Origin of the sequence: Acinetobacter sp. 251-1, assembly GCF_030329305.1 — a bacterium.
Classification (GTDB): Bacteria; Pseudomonadota; Gammaproteobacteria; order Pseudomonadales; family Moraxellaceae; genus Acinetobacter; species Acinetobacter piscicola_A.
Genome location: NZ_JACANS010000015.1, coordinates 20,235 through 37,952 on the forward strand (window position 1 = coordinate 20,235; position 17,718 = coordinate 37,952).

14 protein-coding genes are annotated in these 17,718 nt (G+C 39.8%); 7 read left to right on the plus strand and 7 right to left on the minus strand.

What is annotated here, in order from left to right; genetic code table 11:
* The first annotated feature begins 45 nt into the window (after positions 1-45).
* Positions 46-849 carry an enoyl-ACP reductase FabI gene (locus HX129_RS13160; RefSeq protein ID WP_286434438.1) on the plus strand — a complete coding sequence of 268 codons (804 nt, stop codon included), beginning with the start codon at positions 46-48 and terminating at the stop codon, positions 847-849.
* Between the two features lie 58 nt (positions 850-907).
* Here HX129_RS13160 and HX129_RS13165 read toward each other — a convergent pair whose 3' ends face one another.
* The 7 genes from HX129_RS13165 to HX129_RS13195 all read right to left on the minus strand — a co-directional run bounded on the left by HX129_RS13165 (position 908) and on the right by HX129_RS13195 (position 10,740).
* Positions 908-2,338: an efflux transporter outer membrane subunit gene (locus HX129_RS13165; protein ID WP_286434440.1), complete on the minus strand. Its 1,431-nt coding sequence runs from the start codon at positions 2,336-2,338 to the stop codon at positions 908-910.
* A 19-nt stretch (positions 2,339-2,357) separates the two neighbouring features.
* Complete coding sequence (locus tag HX129_RS13170) at positions 2,358-4,337, minus strand: MacB family efflux pump subunit (RefSeq protein ID WP_286434441.1); 1,980 nt, start codon at positions 4,335-4,337, stop codon at positions 2,358-2,360.
* 2 nt (positions 4,338-4,339) lie between these two features.
* On the minus strand, positions 4,340-5,653 hold the full coding sequence (locus HX129_RS13175; protein ID WP_286434442.1) for a MacA family efflux pump subunit: 1,314 nt from the start codon (positions 5,651-5,653) through the stop codon (positions 4,340-4,342).
* 98 nt (positions 5,654-5,751) lie between these two features.
* On the minus strand, positions 5,752-6,744 hold the full coding sequence (gene holA, locus HX129_RS13180; protein ID WP_180045219.1) for a DNA polymerase III subunit delta: 993 nt from the start codon (positions 6,742-6,744) through the stop codon (positions 5,752-5,754).
* A 12-nt stretch (positions 6,745-6,756) separates the two neighbouring features.
* Positions 6,757-7,296 (minus strand): LPS-assembly lipoprotein LptE, encoded by a 540-nt coding sequence (locus HX129_RS13185; RefSeq protein WP_130074090.1) that lies wholly within the window; start codon positions 7,294-7,296, stop codon positions 6,757-6,759.
* Positions 7,297-7,536: 240 nt separating this feature from the next.
* A complete protein-coding gene (leuS, locus tag HX129_RS13190) occupies positions 7,537-10,161 on the minus strand; it encodes a leucine--tRNA ligase (RefSeq protein ID WP_286434445.1) in 2,625 nt (874 codons plus the stop codon).
* A gap of 231 nt (positions 10,162-10,392) precedes the next feature.
* Complete coding sequence (locus HX129_RS13195; RefSeq protein WP_174493327.1) at positions 10,393-10,740, minus strand: DUF4124 domain-containing protein; 348 nt, start codon at positions 10,738-10,740, stop codon at positions 10,393-10,395.
* A 563-nt stretch (positions 10,741-11,303) separates the two neighbouring features.
* Here HX129_RS13195 and HX129_RS13200 point away from each other — a divergent pair.
* The 6 genes from HX129_RS13200 (at position 11,304) to HX129_RS13225 (ending at position 17,712) form a co-directional block, all read left to right on the plus strand.
* Positions 11,304-13,031, plus strand: a complete 1,728-nt coding sequence (locus tag HX129_RS13200; RefSeq protein ID WP_180045221.1) for an acetolactate synthase 3 large subunit — start codon at positions 11,304-11,306, stop codon at positions 13,029-13,031.
* Entirely contained in the window at positions 13,028-13,519 is a 492-nt protein-coding gene (gene ilvN / locus HX129_RS13205; RefSeq protein WP_130074093.1) for an acetolactate synthase small subunit, read from the plus strand. Before HX129_RS13200 ends, ilvN begins: the two co-directional genes overlap by 4 nt.
* 113 nt (positions 13,520-13,632) lie before the next feature.
* Positions 13,633-14,649, plus strand: a complete 1,017-nt coding sequence (gene ilvC / locus HX129_RS13210) for a ketol-acid reductoisomerase (protein WP_174493326.1) — start codon at positions 13,633-13,635, stop codon at positions 14,647-14,649.
* A 364-nt stretch (positions 14,650-15,013) separates the two neighbouring features.
* Positions 15,014-15,823 (plus strand): XAC2610-related protein, encoded by an 810-nt coding sequence (locus tag HX129_RS13215; RefSeq protein WP_286434448.1) that lies wholly within the window; start codon positions 15,014-15,016, stop codon positions 15,821-15,823.
* Positions 15,824-15,953: 130 nt separating this feature from the next.
* Positions 15,954-16,331 carry a hypothetical protein gene (locus HX129_RS13220; RefSeq protein ID WP_286434450.1) on the plus strand — a complete coding sequence of 126 codons (378 nt, stop codon included), beginning with the start codon at positions 15,954-15,956 and terminating at the stop codon, positions 16,329-16,331.
* A 91-nt stretch (positions 16,332-16,422) separates the two neighbouring features.
* Entirely contained in the window at positions 16,423-17,712 is a 1,290-nt protein-coding gene (locus HX129_RS13225; RefSeq protein ID WP_286434452.1) for a glycosyltransferase family 4 protein, read from the plus strand.
* The last annotated feature ends 6 nt before the right edge of the window (positions 17,713-17,718 follow it).

The window sequence follows — 17,718 nt, forward strand, 5'->3', positions numbered from 1 at the left end:
AACTCTTGGCATTATGCATACAAACTTATTGTAAGTGAGAATTTCATGGCACAAGGACTTTTGGCAGGTAAGCGCTTCCTCATCGCAGGAATTGCAAGTAAATTATCGATTGCATTTGGTATTGCGCAAGCGCTACATCGTGAAGGAGCAGAGCTTGCATTTACTTATCCAAACGAAAAATTGAAAAAACGTGTAGACGACTTTGCAGAGCAATTTGGTTCTACCTTGGTTTTTCCTTGTGATGTTGCGGTTGATGCTGAAATTGATCATGCATTTACTGAGTTGGCAAAACATTGGGACGGTTTAGATGGTGTTGTGCATTCAATCGGCTTTGCACCTGCACATACCTTAGATGGTGATTTTACTGAAGTTACCGATCGTGAAGGTTTTAAAGTTGCACATGACATTAGCGCATATAGCTTTATTGCAATGGCACGTGCAGCAAAACCGTTGTTGCTTGCGCGTCAAGGTTGCTTACTCACATTGACTTATCAAGGTTCTGAGTCAGTCATGCCAAACTACAATGTCATGGGCATGGCAAAAGCATCTTTAGAAGCAGGTGTACGTTATTTAGCATCAAGCTTAGGTGCTGAAGGGATTCGTGTAAATGCGATTTCGGCAGGTCCAATCCGTACTTTAGCGGCGTCAGGTATTAAATCTTTCCGTAAAATGTTAGATGCGAATGAAAAAATTGCCCCGTTAAAACGTAATGTGACGATTGAAGATGTAGGAAATGCCGCACTTTTCCTTTGTTCACCTTGGGCAAATGGGATTACAGGTGAAATTTTGTATGTAGATGCAGGTTTCAATACTGTGGGTATGAGTGCATCAATGATGGATAGCGAATAAGTTATTTATGACTTGATGGTAAAAAGGCACTGGATTCAGTGCCTTTTTTATATGAAATTTATGGTGTGACTTCAGTGCCAGTGATATTTGGTAATTGCTGAATCGGGCTACCCCCTAATGCTTGCATTAAGGTTACATAAGCATTGTATTGATTTTGCTTGACTTGTACTAAAGACAGTCGTGCATTACGTGTGGTTTCTTGCGCATCTAACAGATTTTTTAAAGCAATCGCGCCATTGCGATAACGTACATCTGTTAAACGTTCAGTTTTCTCAGCCAGTTCTAAATTTTTCTGCTGCAAAGCAACTTGCTTATCTAATTCAATGCGATTTGAAAGTGCATTTTCAGTATCAGCAAAGGCTTGGTATAAAGTCTGACGATATTGAATAATGGCTTTTTCATAATCCAATTCACTAATTTTTAAGTCCTTTTTCATATCATTATATTGCAAAAAGGGCAGACTCAAACTGGCACCGAGCGTCAGTGCAGGATTTTTCAGTAAATTGGTGAGTGAAGTACTGCTTGAGCCTAAGTTCCCCGTCAAACTGATCGAAGGATAATAACTGGCTTTGGTTGCATCTTTAGAGGCGAGCGCTTCACGCAAGCGTAACTCAGCAGCACGTAAATCGGGGCGACGTGACAAAATATCGGCAGGTAAGCCTGTTGCAATATACGGTAAGCTGATGCGTGGCAGTTTTTTGGGTTCTTGAATATTCAGCTGCTGTACAGGAATTTGTAATAGCACCGCCAAAGCAGTACGTGTTTCGACCAGCTGTTGTTCAATTTGGCTCAAACTGGCTTTTTGACTTTGTACAGACTGTTCTGCTTGGGTCAAATCTAAGCCTGAAACCGCACCTGCACGATATTGCGTGCGTACCAGTTCGTACAGTTTTTGCGTGGTGGCTAAACTTTGCTGTGCTACGCTATAGCGTTCATTTAAATAACCTAATTGCCAATATAGATTTGCTGTCGTGGCAATTAGTGTTTGCCCTGTGGCTTGTAAATCTTGCTCGGTCGCTAAAGATTCCCATTTTGCCGCTTCGGTTTGACGAGCCAATTTTCCAAACAGATCAACTTCATAACTGACGCCTGTACTGAGCGATAAACCCTTCGCACTGTCATCCCCTGAATTTAAATCAAATGAATGACCTGTCGATACGCCTGAGTTGACACGAGGTCCTTGTTGATCACGAGCTAAACCCGCTTTTAAGCGAGCAGTTTGTAAATTGATTCCAGCAACAGCTAAATCTGCATTTTTTGCAATGACCTGTTCAACCAAACTGTTGAGTTGAGCATCACCAAATAAGCTCCACCATTGGTCGGCATTTAGCGCTGTATGAATCTGTTGTTGATTGACTTTGCTATAAGCAAATTGGTTTGGAATATCAACCGCAGGTGCTTGATAAGGGGTTTTTACCACAGCCGCACATCCCACCAAAGAACTTCCAAGAATCAAGGCAGTTGCAAGCTTTGTTAAATTCATTTGCATAATAATTTCCTTATTCTGTTTATTCGCGTGAGAGAGCATCGACGGGATCAAGTTGTGCAGCATTACGGGCAGGAATAAAGCCAAATACCACACCAATTAAGGTTGAACAGACGAAAGCTGCAATAATTGAGGTTGTAGAATACGCCATTTGGAAACTATCACCGGCAAAGTGGCTAATCAGTTGACCAACTCCTAAAGATAAGAGCACCCCTAAAATCCCGCCTAAGATACAAACCAAAATCGCTTCAATCAGGAATTGTTGTAAAATATCGCTTTGTCGAGCACCCACAGCCATACGTACCCCAATTTCTTGGGTACGTTCAGTCACCGATACCAGCATAATATTCATGACGCCAATTCCACCGACCACCAAAGAAATGACGGCAATTGCTGAAACGAGTAAGGTCATTGTTGCAGTGGTTTGTTCAATGGTTTCACGGATACTGTCAGAGTTTTGGGTAAAGACATCCTGTGTACCATGACGTTGTTCAAGTAAGCTGAGAATGGCATTTTCCGCGATTGCTGTAGGATATTCATCTTTCACACGAACGATAATACTGCGTACGTTAGATTGCCCTAACATACGACTCATCACTGTTGAATAGGGCAGGTAGACATTTAAACTGTCTGAGCCCATCATCCCTTTTTGAGCATCTACAATCCCAATAATTCGACTGGGTACAGTCCCTAATAAAATGACTTGTCCAACGGGATTTGTTCCATCAGCAAAAAAAGTATTTTTTGTATTGGTGTCAATGACCACATCTTGAGCACGCTCAATCACACTATGTTTGTCAAAAGCTTGTCCTGAGGTAAAGCTCATGCCTTTGACATCAAAAAAGTCACTACTGACCCCATTAACCGTAATTGCAGCTTCCGTATCTTTGAAACGCCCAGTTAAACTTGAATTAACTGATGGGCTGACCGCTTGTACATAAGGCTGTTCTGCTAAGGCGTCGGCATCGGCAGGGATCAGGGTTTTGACTTGGGCAGTTTTGGAGTTATCTCCAAAGCCTCGCCCTTGAAATACCGTGATGGTATTGGTACCCAAACTGCTAATATTTTCTAAAATTTGTTTTTGTGAGCCATTCCCGAGCGCCACAACCGAAACGACCGAAGCAATCCCGATAATAATCCCAAGCATGGTCAAAAATGTACGCATACGATGTGCATTCATGGCCAATAATGCCATGCGAAAAGCTTCACTGAAACGGTCTAATATCGAACGCCAAGCAGAAGATTTTTTTTGCTTTTCTATACCATCAAGTGCATTTTCTGTTGCTGCAATCCTTTCAGCTTCGGGGGTGTTGGGTGTATCTGAAATGATATTACCATCACTGATTTCAATGATACGCGTTGCATTTTTTGCCACATTCATATCATGGGTTACCAAGATAATGGTATGACCTTTGGCATTCAGTTCACGTAAAATACGCATCACTTCTATACCGCTGTTCTTGTCCAATGCACCTGTTGGTTCATCAGCAAGGATCACATCACCGCCATTCATTAACGCCCGTGCAATAGAGACACGTTGTTGCTGACCACCTGATAATTGGTTTGGACGGTTTTGAGTTTTTTCACCTAGTCCTAGTTCAGTCAACAATGCTTTAGAGCGTTCTTGGCGGGCAGTGGGATTCATCCCTGCGTAGATTGCAGGAACTTCTACATTGCCTGCCGCATTGATGTCACCCAATAAGTGATAACGTTGGAAAATAAAACCAAAATATTCACGGCGTAACTGTGCCAGTTCATCGGGTTCAAGTTCACGTGTTTCACGTCCTTTCACTTGATAACTGCCCGAAGTAGGTTTGTCTAAACAACCTAAAATATTCATCAACGTTGATTTACCTGAACCTGACTGACCAACAATGGCAACCAATTCACCTGCATAAATCTTTAAGTCGATCCCTTTTAAAATCTGAACAGTCGAATCACCAGCGGGAAATTCACGGATCAGATTATTCACCTCAAGTAGAGGTTGCTGATGCTGATTCATGATTAAAATCTCATTCCGCCTCGATTGCTACGTTTTGCTGAATCATTACTGGTGTCAGAACCATCTGCAATGACCACTTGATCACCTTGTTTAAGACCACGCATAATTTCAGCAGTGACACGATTGTTTAAACCAACCAAAACTTGTTGACGTTTGGCTGTACCATCTGCTTGCACGACACGAACTATCGCCACAGATGCTTTGCCCTGATCGATTAAAGCTTTTTCGTCCGCAGTGAGTTCTAGGCGTTGTGGACGGTCTGTTTTGTCTTTCTGAGTTGTTTCTAGTTTTTTATCGGCATTATTGCGGTTAGCACGTTGTGGACGGTTTGAACTTTGCAATGCAGCAGCAGGAACAGTCAGTACATTTTTTGCTTCGGCAAGGATGATATACACTTGTGCCGTCATATCAATCCGCAGTTTGCCATCATCATTTGGGACATCAAACAAAGCATTATAATAAACAGCATTACTTGAAGATGATGAACTGTTATTTGATGTTTCAGTATTGATCGACTCAGGTGCAGGTTCTACTTGACGTAAAGTTGCATAACGTTTTTTCTCACTATCACCCAAAGTTGTAAAATAAACTTTTTGACCTTCTTCTACTTTCATCACGTCAGCTTCAGAAATTTGCGCTTTGATGGTCATAGTATTGAGTTGAGCAAGTTTTACAATCGTTGGTGCACTTTGATTCGCATTTACGGTTTGACCTTCTTCTGTGACGATTGCTACGACTGTACCATTCATTGGTGCTAGGATTTGGGTATAACCTAAATCTTCTTTTGCTGTTGCAAGTGTTAAGCGAGATTGTTCGATCTGTGCATTCATTGCAGCAATATCAGCTTGTGCTGTTTTAAATGCAGCAAGTGCACTTTCATATTCAGCTTTTGATGTTGCATCCTGTGCATACATATTTTTTTGACGATTATATTCAGCTTCAACTTTTGCTAAAGTCGCTTGTTTGGTTGCCAACTGTGCTTGTTGATTTTTAATATTGGCTTCTGCCGTTTTTAAATCATTGGTCTGGCGTACTGAGTCAATTTGTGCAATCAATTGACCTTGTTTGACTTGGTCACCAAGTTGAACATACATTTTTTTGACCTGACCTGAAACCTGTGCGCCGACACTGACCATTTTTGTGGCTTCAAGACCTCCTGTGGCAAGGACAGCATTTTCAATATCTCCACGTACTACTTCTGAGGTGATGAACTGCGGTTTTTCATCTTTTGGCTTCAACATAAACCATGAAATTGCAGCAATAATGGCAATACAGACCACAATTACAATGATTTTGGACGGTTTTATTTTGGGCATGATGGTCGCAGGTAAACTAAGATAATTGGTTAAATTATAAGATGTAAATAAGGATAAACAGTGAATTTTTTCACAAAGCTAAATGATAATTATTTTCTTTAGTGATTGGTGAATAAGCTTTTTCCACACAGTAGAGCAATCGCTTGCTGGATTAAATGTTCAGGATTTTCCTGACTTAAACCTTTAATTGAGGCATCAATGCTGAGTAATAACGCGGGCCATAATAAAAAGGTTTGTGGATTTAAACGGCGTAATGTTTGCTGATAAGTGGCAATTTTAGTTTTCCAAATGCCAAGCTGTAAAGCATTTTGCGGCTGTTCATACAATTGCATCAACAGGCGCATTTCTTTACTAATTGTCCATAACAGTAGACTGGGTGCTTCACCAGACTCAAATAAATAATTTAAAATTTTGATGCTTTGAGCAAAATCTCCTGCCAAAAATGCATCGCTTAAGTCAAAACTGTTATAACGTGATTGATCCTGTAAACATTCATATAGATGTTCAATCTTGATCTGTTTTTGTTCAGGAAATGTATCGGCAACACGCATTAAGCTATTTTTTGCAGCCAATAAATTATGCTCATGATGCTGTTCAAGCCATAGCCAAGCATCTTGATCCAATTGAATACCCAATTGATCAGCTTCAATGGTTAAAATTCGTTGACGATCTTTGGGGGAATTGGCACTAAGCTGTACCATAACCCCATTGGCTTCAACGGTTTGAAAGAAACTAGACTTTAAACTATTTGTATCTTGTTTTGGCATTACAATGAGCAATAAATTATGCTCATTGTGTTGAAGATAATGTTTAAGTTGTTTGAGTCCATTGGCATCAGGCTTAATATTGCCATGCACTTCCACAGCCAAATGCTGAGAAAACAATGACAAACTATCTAATGCATTAAATACGTGTTTCCAATCACTGACGCTCGTTAAATCATAACGTTGACGTTCAATGTCGTGCGTACTCCAACTTTTACGAAAAGCATCGAGTAGATTTTGTTCTAATAACGGTTCTTGACCGTACATAATCCAAGCCCCACGAGCTTCATCAACACGTTTTAAGGCTTGGAGATAGTCAAGTTTCATAATTAAATCAGATTACTGTGCAGTTTGTGGTGCTGGGTTCAATAAATGTTGCGCTTTAGGTAAACGATTTGCTGAGATTTGACGACTAATTTGTTGTGCAATATCATCAATAATAACTTGTTTTAAATACTTTTCTTGTTGATCATCGGTATTGACCGTCGCAACGTCATATTGGTAACTACGTGATGCAGTCAAGGTACGTGGCTCAGTAATCGCATGACCTTGTTGATCTTCAATTTGAAAAGTCACACTGAGACGTAATAGGGTTTCAATCAATTGACCATTGAGTTCATGACGAATCGGTTTGTAATCTAACACACGTAATACATAGGCATCACTGCTATTGCCGAGTTGTACGCCTGATGCTGTCAAATAAACACTTAGTTTACTTTCTAGATCGTCTGTATTTTTAGGAAGTTGTAGATTAAGTTTGGTATAAACCAAAGGGGTTACATATTGGTTTGTGCCTTTTAAATGGAAATCACAACCCACTAAGCCTGCACTGAAACCCAAAGTTAATACAACTGCGGCAACACGTTGAACCAAATGCATGTGGTGTCCTCTGATTTTTCCAAAATGGAAAATAATTTAAAGATCTTGGGATGGATTGTAAAGTCAAAGCCCGTTGAATAACAACGGGCTTTGTTAGGGTTTTGTTTTTAGCCTTAAATTCCCTCTCTTTTTAGGAGATGAGAAACACTGTTTCGCAAGGGGAGAGGTAATTTATTTAAGAACCCTCATCCCCTTGCGGAATATATTCCTCATCCCAAAGGGAGAAGGGGTGTAAGGATTTTAAACCACCAAATTTACTAATTTATTTGGTACAACGATTTCTTTCTTGGTTGGACCTGTCAAAAATTGTTGCACTTCAGGTAAAGCTTTCGCTTGTGCCAAGATGTCATCTTTAGACGCATCTACAGACACTTCTAACTTGCCACGAAGTTTACCATTCACCTGAACCACAATCGTTTGCGTATTACGCGTGAGTGCAGACTCATCGACAGCAGGGAATAATACTGTAGTTAAATCAATATCAAATTGCGCTAATAAAGTCTGACTTAAATGCGGTGCAAATGGTGCAAGTAAAGTCAGCAATGTGATGATCGATTCACGAGCAACCGCGATATCATTGTCATCTTTTGCATCAAACTTGTTATTGGCATTTAACAATTCCATTAACGCAGCAATCGCTGTGTTAAAGGCATGACGGCGTTCAATGTCATCACCGACTTTCTGAATCGTTTCATGCGTTTTACGGCGTAAATCTTGCGCATCTTGAGATAGTTTTGCAGTATCAATAGCAGATGCATTGTTGCCTTTTTCAAGGAAGCCTGTGGTTAAACGCCATACACGTTTTAAGAAACGGTTTGAACCTTCAACACCTGCATCTGACCATTCAAGTGATTGATCAGGTGGAGCAGCAAACATCATGAAGACACGAGCAGTATCTGCACCGTATTGGTCAATAATGGCTTGCGGGTCGATACCGTTATTTTTCGATTTCGACATTTTTTCTTGACCACCAACCACAACTTCTTGACCATCACCTTTATATTTTGCAGAAAGAACACGACCTTTTTCGTCTTTTTCTAACTCAATATCAGCAGGGTTGAACCAAGTTTTCTTACCAGATTCAGCTTCACGATAGAAAGTATCAGCAAGGACCATGCCTTGTGTTAAAAGGTTAGTGAATGGTTCGTTGCCTTGAACTACCCCTTCATCACGCATCAATTTATGGAAGAAACGTGCATAAAGTAAGTGAAGGATCGCGTGCTCTACACCACCGATGTACTGGTTCACTGGTAACCAAGATTGTGCAGCTTCAGGTTTCACCATACCACCCGTGAAATCAGGAGACGCATAACGTGCATAATACCAAGACGACTCTACGAAAGTATCCAAAGTATCGGTTTCGCGACGTGCGTCGCCACCACAACATGGACATTTGGTTTCATAGAATTCAGGCATTTTATTCAGTGGGTTACCTGAGCCATCAGGAACAACATCTGTTGGTAATACCACAGGTAATTGATCTTCAGGAACAGGTACTTGACCACACTTGTCACAGTTGATCATTGGAATTGGACAACCCCAATAACGCTGACGAGATACACCCCAGTCACGTAAACGGAATTGAACTTTAGAATTTGCAAGTTGTTGTGGTTGTAATTTTGCAAGGAATGCATCAAAAGCCGCTTGGAAATCTAAACCGTCAAATTCAGCTGAATTGACCAATTTACCTTCTTTAGAACCGTACCATTCTTGCCATTCAGTTGCAGAGTAATCTGCATCATCAGCACCTTTGGCATCAATCACTTGTTTGATTGGCAAGTTGTATTTATTGGCAAATTCAAAATCACGTTCATCATGTGCAGGAACCGCCATCACAGCACCTGAACCATATGACATCAACACATAGTTCGCGATCCAAACTGGCACTTCTTCACCAGTCACAGGATGCTTAACAGAAAGACCTGTCGCCATACCTTTCTTTTCAGCAGTGGCAAGATCAGCTTCTGCGACTGAACCCATACGGCATTCTTCAATAAATGCTGCAAGTTCGGGGTTACTTTCAGCTGCTTTTAATGCCATAGGGTGTTCTGCTGCTACTGCAACATAAGTCACACCCATTAAGGTATCGGCACGCGTGGTATATACCGTTAAACCATCAGCATAAACGTCTGTATTCGCTGAAGGGAAGGTAATTTCCATCCCTTGTGAACGTCCAATCCAGTTGCGTTGCATGGTCAAGACTTGTTGTGGCCAACCATCTTTTAAAGTGTCTAAATCGTCAAGTAATTCTTGTGCATAGTCGGTAATGCGGAAGTAGTACATTGGAATATCACGTTTTTCAACCAATGCACCTGAGCGCCAACCGCGACCATTTTCCACTTGCTCATTGGCAAGAACAGTTTGGTCTACAGGATCCCAGTTTACGGTAGAGAGTTTACGGTAAATCAGACCTTTTTTATAAAGCTGAACAAATAACCATTGTTCCCAGTGATAGTACTCAGGGGTACAGGTGGCAAATTCACGATCCCAGTCAACTGAAAGACCTAATTTTTTTAATTGGTCACGCATGTAAGCGATATTTTCAAATGTCCATTTTGCAGGCGCCACGTGGTGAGCAATCGCAGCATTTTCAGCAGGAAGACCAAAGGCATCCCACCCCATAGGTTGTAGGACAGTTTCACCTTTAAGACGGTGAAAACGGCTGATCACGTCACCAATGGTATAGTTACGCACATGACCCATATGCAGTTTACCGCTTGGGTAAGGGAACATCGAGAGGATATAACGACGTGGACCTTCTACAGTGTCGGCAACTTTAAATGCTTTGCGAGTTTCCCAGTCTTGTTGGACATTAGATTCAATCGCACTCGCTTGATATTCAGGGTCAATGTGAGGATTAGTCATAGTAAATAAACGTATTTAATAAGAACAAAGTTAAAATGTGTCACACAGCATAGCTTAAAACCTAAAAAAATGTCAGATTTTCGCACGCAATTTATGTAAAAGGTTGCTATTTAACGCAATGTGTCGATGTGCGTTAAATTTTAAAGAACTCAATCGCTCAATCTAAAATGACCATAAAAAAGCCTTTCATTTTGAAAGGCTTTTTCTATTTTGTTTCATGGCATTTTTTAATTATTGCGGTGCGCGCTCTAACTGACCTTTTTGTAGTGCAGCATTTGCCTCACTTTGTTGGTCTGTATGCGGGACTTCATTTGTAGGTGCTGCTGTCGTTGTATTTGTAGGTGTTGTATTTGCAGGCGCAGCAGCACTTGCTGAACTTGAAACATTGTGCCCGTAGGTTGTTACCGTGGTTTTGTGCTTTGCATTACGTGGCGGAGGGGTTTCTGAATAATGGGTCGACCCATTTTGATCGACCCATTTATAATACTCTTTGGCAAAACTTGGAGCAGTCACGCCAAGAGTCAAAAGTAACCCCATGCCTGAAATCAAAGCCATTTTTAATTTTTTTAGATGATACATACCTAAACCTTATTACTGAACTTATCAATATTTTAAGTATGCGGTGTTGCAAAGCGACTTAAAATAAAGAAATTGTTATAGTGATTTTTCGTGCTGTTATTTTAAACAAAATTTTAAAAGAATGCAGATTTTTATCATAAATTTATTAAGTTATAACTATTTGAAAATTTAGTTATAACTAAGTTAAAAAAAAGGAATAGTTTAAAAAAAATGCGTATGGGAAATAATCAATAAAAAAGCGAATAGAAACCTTGACTTTGCTTGCTAAAACAACAAAAATGCTGAAACAGTTTTATATGCTTTTATTCGATCACCCTTCGAATAAAAATATCAAAGCAAGCAATAACGTTTTCTCTAAGCCGAGAAGTCGAACCTAACCGAAAGATGTTTATCCCAACATTTTTTAGTGATTTATACAGCCCAAACGGCTGTGTGATGATTTAATTTTTTATTGCTGCAAAAACTATTAAATATGTGTGTTATAACAGAGCACACAAATCAATGAATGAAAACACAAACTATGTCTCCCATAGTGTTGTGGAAAAAAGATTAGGGTGAATACGTTGGAACTTTTATCTGGTGGTGAAATGCTTGTTCGTGCATTGGCGGACGAAGGCGTTGAACATGTTTTTGGGTACCCAGGCGGCGCAGTTTTGCATATTTATGATGCGCTATTTCAACAAGAGAAAATCAATCATTACCTCGTGCGTCATGAACAAGCAGCAGGTCACATGGCTGATGCTTACTCACGCGTGACAGGTAAGACAGGTGTTGTACTTGTAACATCTGGTCCAGGTGCGACCAATACCGTAACGCCAATTGCGACCGCTTATATGGACTCAATCCCTATGGTGATTTTGTCTGGTCAGGTTGCAAGCCATTTAATCGGTGAGGATGCGTTCCAAGAAACGGATATGGTCGGTATTTCTCGTCCGATCGTGAAGCACAGTTTCCAAGTGCGCCATGCAAGCGAAATTCCTGCAATTATTAAAAAAGCATTTTATATTGCTTCAAGTGGTCGTCCAGGTCCAGTTGTTGTTGATATTCCAAAAGATGCAACAAATCCTGCTGAAAAATTTGCATACGAATATCCTGAAAAGGTGAAAATGCGTTCGTATCAACCGCCGCATCGTGGTCATTCTGGTCAGATTCGTAAAGCAATTGATGAGCTGGTTAATGCAAAACGTCCTGTCATTTATACAGGTGGTGGTGTGGTTCAAGGGAATGCTTCTGCGTTATTAACGGAGCTTGCACATTTATTGGGCTATCCTGTAACCAATACCTTAATGGGCTTAGGTGCTTTCCCTGGTAATGATCCACAATTTGTGGGTATGTTGGGGATGCATGGTACGTATGAAGCCAATATGACCATGGCAAATGCAGATTTAATTTTAGCCATTGGCGCACGTTTTGATGACCGTGTAACCAATAATCCAGCTAAATTCTGTCCAAATGCTAAAGTCATTCATATTGATATTGACCCTGCAACCATTTCTAAAACCATCATGGCGCATATCCCGATCGTGGGTGCAGTTGAGCCTGTATTACAAGAAATGTTGGTTCAATTGAAACAAATGAATGTTTCAAAACCAAATCCAGAAGCAATTGCAGCTTGGTGGGATCAAATCAATGAATGGCGCAAAGTTCATGGTTTGAAATATGAAGCAGGTCAAGACGGTGTAATGAAACCACAACAAGTGGTTCAAGCACTCGATAAAGTGACCAATAGCCAAGCGATTATTACCTCTGATGTGGGTCAGCATCAAATGTTTGGTGCACTGTACTACACCTATATTCGTCCACGTCAATGGATTAACTCGGGTGGCTTAGGAACAATGGGTGTAGGCTTACCATATGCAATGGCTGCTAAGCTTGCATTCCCAGATCAACAAGTGGTGTGTATTACAGGTGAAGCATCGATTCAGATGTGTATCCAAGAGCTTTCAACATGTAAGCAATATGGCTTAAATGTGAAAATTCTGTGTTTGAATAACCGTGCTTTAGGGATGGTTAAGCAATGGCAGGACATGAACTACGAAGGTCGTCATTCAAGTTCTTATGTTGAGTCATTACCAGACTTCGCTAAATTGATGGAAGCTTATGGCCATGTCGGGATTCAAATTGACCATGCGGACGAGCTTGAATCTAAACTTGCAGAAGCAATGGCAATTAATGATAAATGCGTATTTATTAATGTCATGGTTGATCGTTCAGAGCATGTTTATCCGATGCTGATCGCGGGTCAATCAATGAAAGATATGTGGTTGTCTAAAGGGGAGCGTACACAATGAGACATATAATTTCTGTACTCATGGAAAACGAAGCTGGTGCGCTTTCTCGTTTGGTGGGTTTATTTAGTCAACGTGGCTATAACATTGAAACATTAAATGTTGCGCCCACAGAAGATCCAACTTTGTCACGTTTGACATTAACCACGTATGGTGATGAGCACAAAATTGAGCAAATTACCAAGCAACTAAACAAATTGGTTGAAGTAGTCAAAGTGGTTGATTTATCAGAGGGTGCACATATTGAGCGTGAATTGATGCTCATTAAGGTTAAGGCTTTAGGTTCAGCACGTGCTGAAATTAAACGTACAGCCGATATTTTCCGTGCACAAATTGTCGATGTAACACCAACGACTTATACCATTCAGATTGCAGGTACAACTGAAAAAATTGATGGTTTTATTGATGCACTTGCTGAAAATACCATTCTTGAAGTTGTACGTTCGGGCGTGTCAGGCGTGGCACGCGGCGAAAAAGTTTTAACTATTTAATTTATTCACCTATACTCCTCTCCTAGAAAAAAGGAGAGGCTTAGTTGACCAGTACACAATAAAGCCGTACCAACTAAGTTAAAGGAAACAAAAGCATTTAAGCGGAGACAGCAATGCAAATTTTTTATGATAAAGACTGTGACTTATCTATCATCCAAGGCAAAAAAGTAGCAATCATTGGTTATGGTTCACAAGGCCATGCGCATGCGCTTAACCTTAAAGATTCAGGCGTTGACGTAACTGTAGGTCTACGCGCTGGTTCTACTTCTTGGAAAAAAGCTGAAAATGCTGGTCTTAAAGTTTCAGAAGTTCCTGCTGCTGTAGCTCAAGCTGACTTAGTTATGATCTTGACGCCTGATGAGTTCCAATCACAACTTTATCGTGATGTGATTGAGCCAAACATCAAGCAAGGTGCAACTTTAGCATTTGCTCATGGTTTCTCTGTTCTTTATAACCAAGTTGTTCCACGTGCTGACTTAGACGTAATCATGGTTGCACCAAAAGCACCTGGTCATACTGTACGTTCAGAATATCAACGTGGTTCAGGTGTTCCTGACTTAATCGCGATTCACCAAGATGCTTCTGGTAATGCACGTAACGTTGCGCTTTCTTATGCTTCAGGCGTAGGTGGTGGTCGTACTGGTATCATCGAAACTTCTTTCCGTGAAGAAACTGAAACTGACTTATTCGGTGAGCAAGCAGTTCTTTGTGGTGGTGCTGTTGAATTGGTTAAAATGGGCTTCGAAACTTTGGTTGAAGCGGGTTATGCACCAGAAATGGCTTACTTCGAGTGCCTACACGAACTTAAATTGATCGTTGATTTAATGTTCGAAGGCGGTATCGCTGACATGAACTACTCAGTATCGAACAATGCTGAATATGGCGAATATGTAACAGGTACTGAAGTAATCAACGAACAGTCTCGTGAAGCAATGCGTAATGCACTTAAACGTATTCAATCTGGTGAATACGCGAAGATGTTCATTCAAGAGGGTGCATTAAACTACCCATCTATGACTGCTCGTCGTCGTCAAAATGCTGCACATGGTATTGAAGTAACTGGTAATAAGTTACGTGCGATGATGCCTTGGATCCAAGCGAACAAAATCGTTGATAAAGAAAAGAACTAAGGTTACGTTACGTGCCTTAAAAATGGGAAAGCAGTGCTTTCCCATTTTTTCGTGCCTTGGTTCAAGCGAACAAAATCGTAGACAAAGAAAAGAACTAAGTTCTAATTTTTGAGTCAAAAAGCCCTTGTTAAAACAAGGGCTTTTTTTATGTTCTAAAGAAATGAGTATTCACTACATGCTTTAAAACATAACAAAGCAGTACTTTGCTAGTCCTCGTTCATACTTTGAATTCAAGTAAATAGAATTGTTGATAAAATAAAAACTAAGTTTAAGTTTTTAACTTTATCAAAGCCGACTCTATTGAGTGGGCTTTTTTTTGTGATAAATTACGCATTATTTTGCTGTTTTTAAATGTGGTGAAATTATGAAATTTAAAATTTTATTGGGCATGGTTGCTATAACATTTTCAAATTTAAATCATGCTGAAACTGTAATAAATTCAAAAGAGTTTAAACCGCTGAACGAAGTTCGTGTTTCTATGCAACGGATGTTGCGTTCTACCGAAGGACGTTATTTTTTAAGCCTGTATGCGGGTATTTGGAATCCACATGCGGTACTGACGGATTTAGTAGAAAATAAAAATATTGCATTTAAAGGTTTACAAAAAGCAGATCAACTCACGCTAAAGTCAGTAAATTCTGAAACTGATGCAATTGAAAATGGTGCTTATCAGTTGATGGGAACGTTAAATGCAAATACGGGTTATTTCAAAACTTTACTCTCAGCAGGCGGTGATACTTTTGGTAAAAATATTCAGTTTGAACCGGCTGTGAAAGTGAGCAACAAGCCTTCATTTGTCTTTAAATTTTATAGTGGTGATCAAACGACAACCTATGGTGCACCTTTACAGCGTGTAGATGTGGTTAATAAAAGTAATAATCAGACGATTCAGTCCTTGACGGGGTTTGTTGCCTATCCAAAAAGTATAGGTTATATGGATATTAACTTTGATGGTTATTATGATGTCATTTTATCTGATATTTCACAGTCTTATTCTGTAGAAGATAAGCGTTATATTTATTGGATGTATAATCCAAAAACAGGACAATTTCAGCGTTCGCCACAACTTGATAAAATCATCGGTTTCCCAAATTTACATGGTGAAAAACAGCAAATTGATTTTGGAGGTGGTCGAGTATATCAAGTGAAAAATGGCTTATTAAATCGAATTTAGCTTTTAATTTTCGATAATATGCGTAACCCCTAGGAGATACTTTATGGTCTAGGGGGCACATGCACAGAGCTCAAGGGATGTAATGAGCATATTTGTTGGTGATTTAAGGCTAAATTTAGGTTAAATTTTTATGCTAAAACAGGTTGTGAAAATATTTTTAGTCTTGATAGTGGGAGTTGTTCATGCACAAGTCATAGATTATGACCTATTGAAAGAACAAGCCATTGAATATGAAAATAGTTTAACTGAACAAGAAAAATCACAATTAAATCGCTCTTATGCAGAGCCGCTTTCAGTTTCTATTGGTTTTTGTGCACAGTTTTATCAGGGTACATCTTTTGAAATTGTGTCTAGGGTGAGTGAGAGGGGAGTATTGTTAGAAAACTGGACAAATACAATAGGTCCTTTTGCTGAGTGTGTGCGAAGTATGTTTAATCATCAACATATTTATTCCGTTCGTAATGAAGCATTTTATGCATTTTTAGAATTCAATTTAACAAAACAATAATGCTGTAAGCAAAACGTCATTGCATCATCATCGAAATGTAAAAAAGAAAATTTAAACTATTCAAAAATGAAGAGAAGATTGGGGTAAACGTATGACCAAGACGTACGCAGAAACCTTATTGTATAAACAACAAGAATTTCCAGACTATTTTAAATTTTATTTAAAGAAAAATAAAAATCCCACTCATATTTCAGAGAATTTAAATACGCTTCAAAAACTTGTTCGTCCACGGCTGAAAATCGTCATTGTGACAGAAACATGGCCGCCTGAAATTAATGGGGTAGCAATGTCATTGATGCAGTTATGCAAGGGGTTGCAGAAACAAGGGCATAAAATTTTACTGATTCGCCCAAAACAAAAACATGTATGTTATGAATTTTCGCCCAATAAAGAGTGCTTAGTGACAGCTCAAGCCGTTCCAAAATATCCTGATATGCGTTTTGGTTGGCCACAATATTTAAAAGTATCCCAAGCAATTTCTGATTTTGTGCCAGATATTATTCATATCGTGACTGAAGGGCCCTTAGGTTTTACGGCTTTACATGCGGCGAAGGCAAAACGTATCCCTGTATCAAGTGGTTTTCATTCACCATTTCAAGAGTTTAGCCGATTTTTTGATTTAGCATTTTTAGTAAAACCGGTGCAGCATTATTTGAAATGGTTTCATAATAATACGCAGCTTACTTGTGTCCCTAGTGTTGATACTGAAAAAGCATTGCGCCAATTTGGTGTGACTTGTCCAATGCAAGTGGTGGGACGAGGGGTGGATGTTGAAAAGTTTTCGGCAAAACATCGCTCAGAAAAGCTGAGACGCATGTGGGGTGTTGACCAAGATACCACTGTTTTATTGTATGTCGGACGTTTATCTCCTGAGAAAGAAATCAATGTTTTGATTGATGCTTATGCGGCAATGAGAAATTGTCGGAATAAAAAAGTGAAATTGGTCATCGTGGGTGATGGACCTGATCGTAAGCGTTTGCAACAAATGCTTGCTGCGGAACATATTATTTTTACAGGGAATTTGAGTGGTCAGCAACTTGCTGAAGCTTATGCGAGTGCAGATGTCTTTGTCTTTGCAAGTCAGGTTGAAACGTTTGGTAATGTGGTGCTTGAGGCGATGGCAAGTGGTTTGGCGATCGTTGCGTATAACTATGCAAGCACACAACTTTATGTGAAACATCAACAAACAGGTTGGGTCTGTCCTTTGGGTGCAACAGATCAATTTATTCAGAATATTCTTCGACTTCCAAACAATTCGATTTTGCATGACATGGGGCAACATGCGATGCGTGATGTGCAAAATATTGGTTGGCAACAGGCGGTACAACAATTTGAACAGGCACTTTATCAAGTCACGCAAGATCAGGTTTTAGTGACTTAAAATCAT

Bases quoted from the DNA above. Each gene is read 5' to 3' on its own strand.
- HX129_RS13160 (WP_286434438.1), top strand. From the start codon at position 46: ATGGCACAAGGACTTTTGGCAGGTAAGCGCTTCCTCATCGCAGGAATT.
- HX129_RS13165 (WP_286434440.1), bottom strand. From the start codon at position 2,338: ATGCAAATGAATTTAACAAAGCTTGCAACTGCCTTGATTCTTGGAAGT.
- HX129_RS13170 (WP_286434441.1), bottom strand. From the start codon at position 4,337: ATGAATCAGCATCAGCAACCTCTACTTGAGGTGAATAATCTGATCCGT.
- HX129_RS13175 (WP_286434442.1), bottom strand. From the start codon at position 5,653: ATGCCCAAAATAAAACCGTCCAAAATCATTGTAATTGTGGTCTGTATT.
- holA (WP_180045219.1), bottom strand. From the start codon at position 6,744: ATGAAACTTGACTATCTCCAAGCCTTAAAACGTGTTGATGAAGCTCGT.
- HX129_RS13185 (WP_130074090.1), bottom strand. From the start codon at position 7,296: ATGCATTTGGTTCAACGTGTTGCCGCAGTTGTATTAACTTTGGGTTTC.
- leuS (WP_286434445.1), bottom strand. From the start codon at position 10,161: ATGACTAATCCTCACATTGACCCTGAATATCAAGCGAGTGCGATTGAA.
- HX129_RS13195 (WP_174493327.1), bottom strand. From the start codon at position 10,740: ATGTATCATCTAAAAAAATTAAAAATGGCTTTGATTTCAGGCATGGGG.
- ilvN (WP_130074093.1), top strand. From the start codon at position 13,028: ATGAGACATATAATTTCTGTACTCATGGAAAACGAAGCTGGTGCGCTT.
- ilvC (WP_174493326.1), top strand. From the start codon at position 13,633: ATGCAAATTTTTTATGATAAAGACTGTGACTTATCTATCATCCAAGGC.
- HX129_RS13215 (WP_286434448.1), top strand. From the start codon at position 15,014: ATGAAATTTAAAATTTTATTGGGCATGGTTGCTATAACATTTTCAAAT.
- HX129_RS13220 (WP_286434450.1), top strand. From the start codon at position 15,954: ATGCTAAAACAGGTTGTGAAAATATTTTTAGTCTTGATAGTGGGAGTT.
- HX129_RS13225 (WP_286434452.1), top strand. From the start codon at position 16,423: ATGACCAAGACGTACGCAGAAACCTTATTGTATAAACAACAAGAATTT.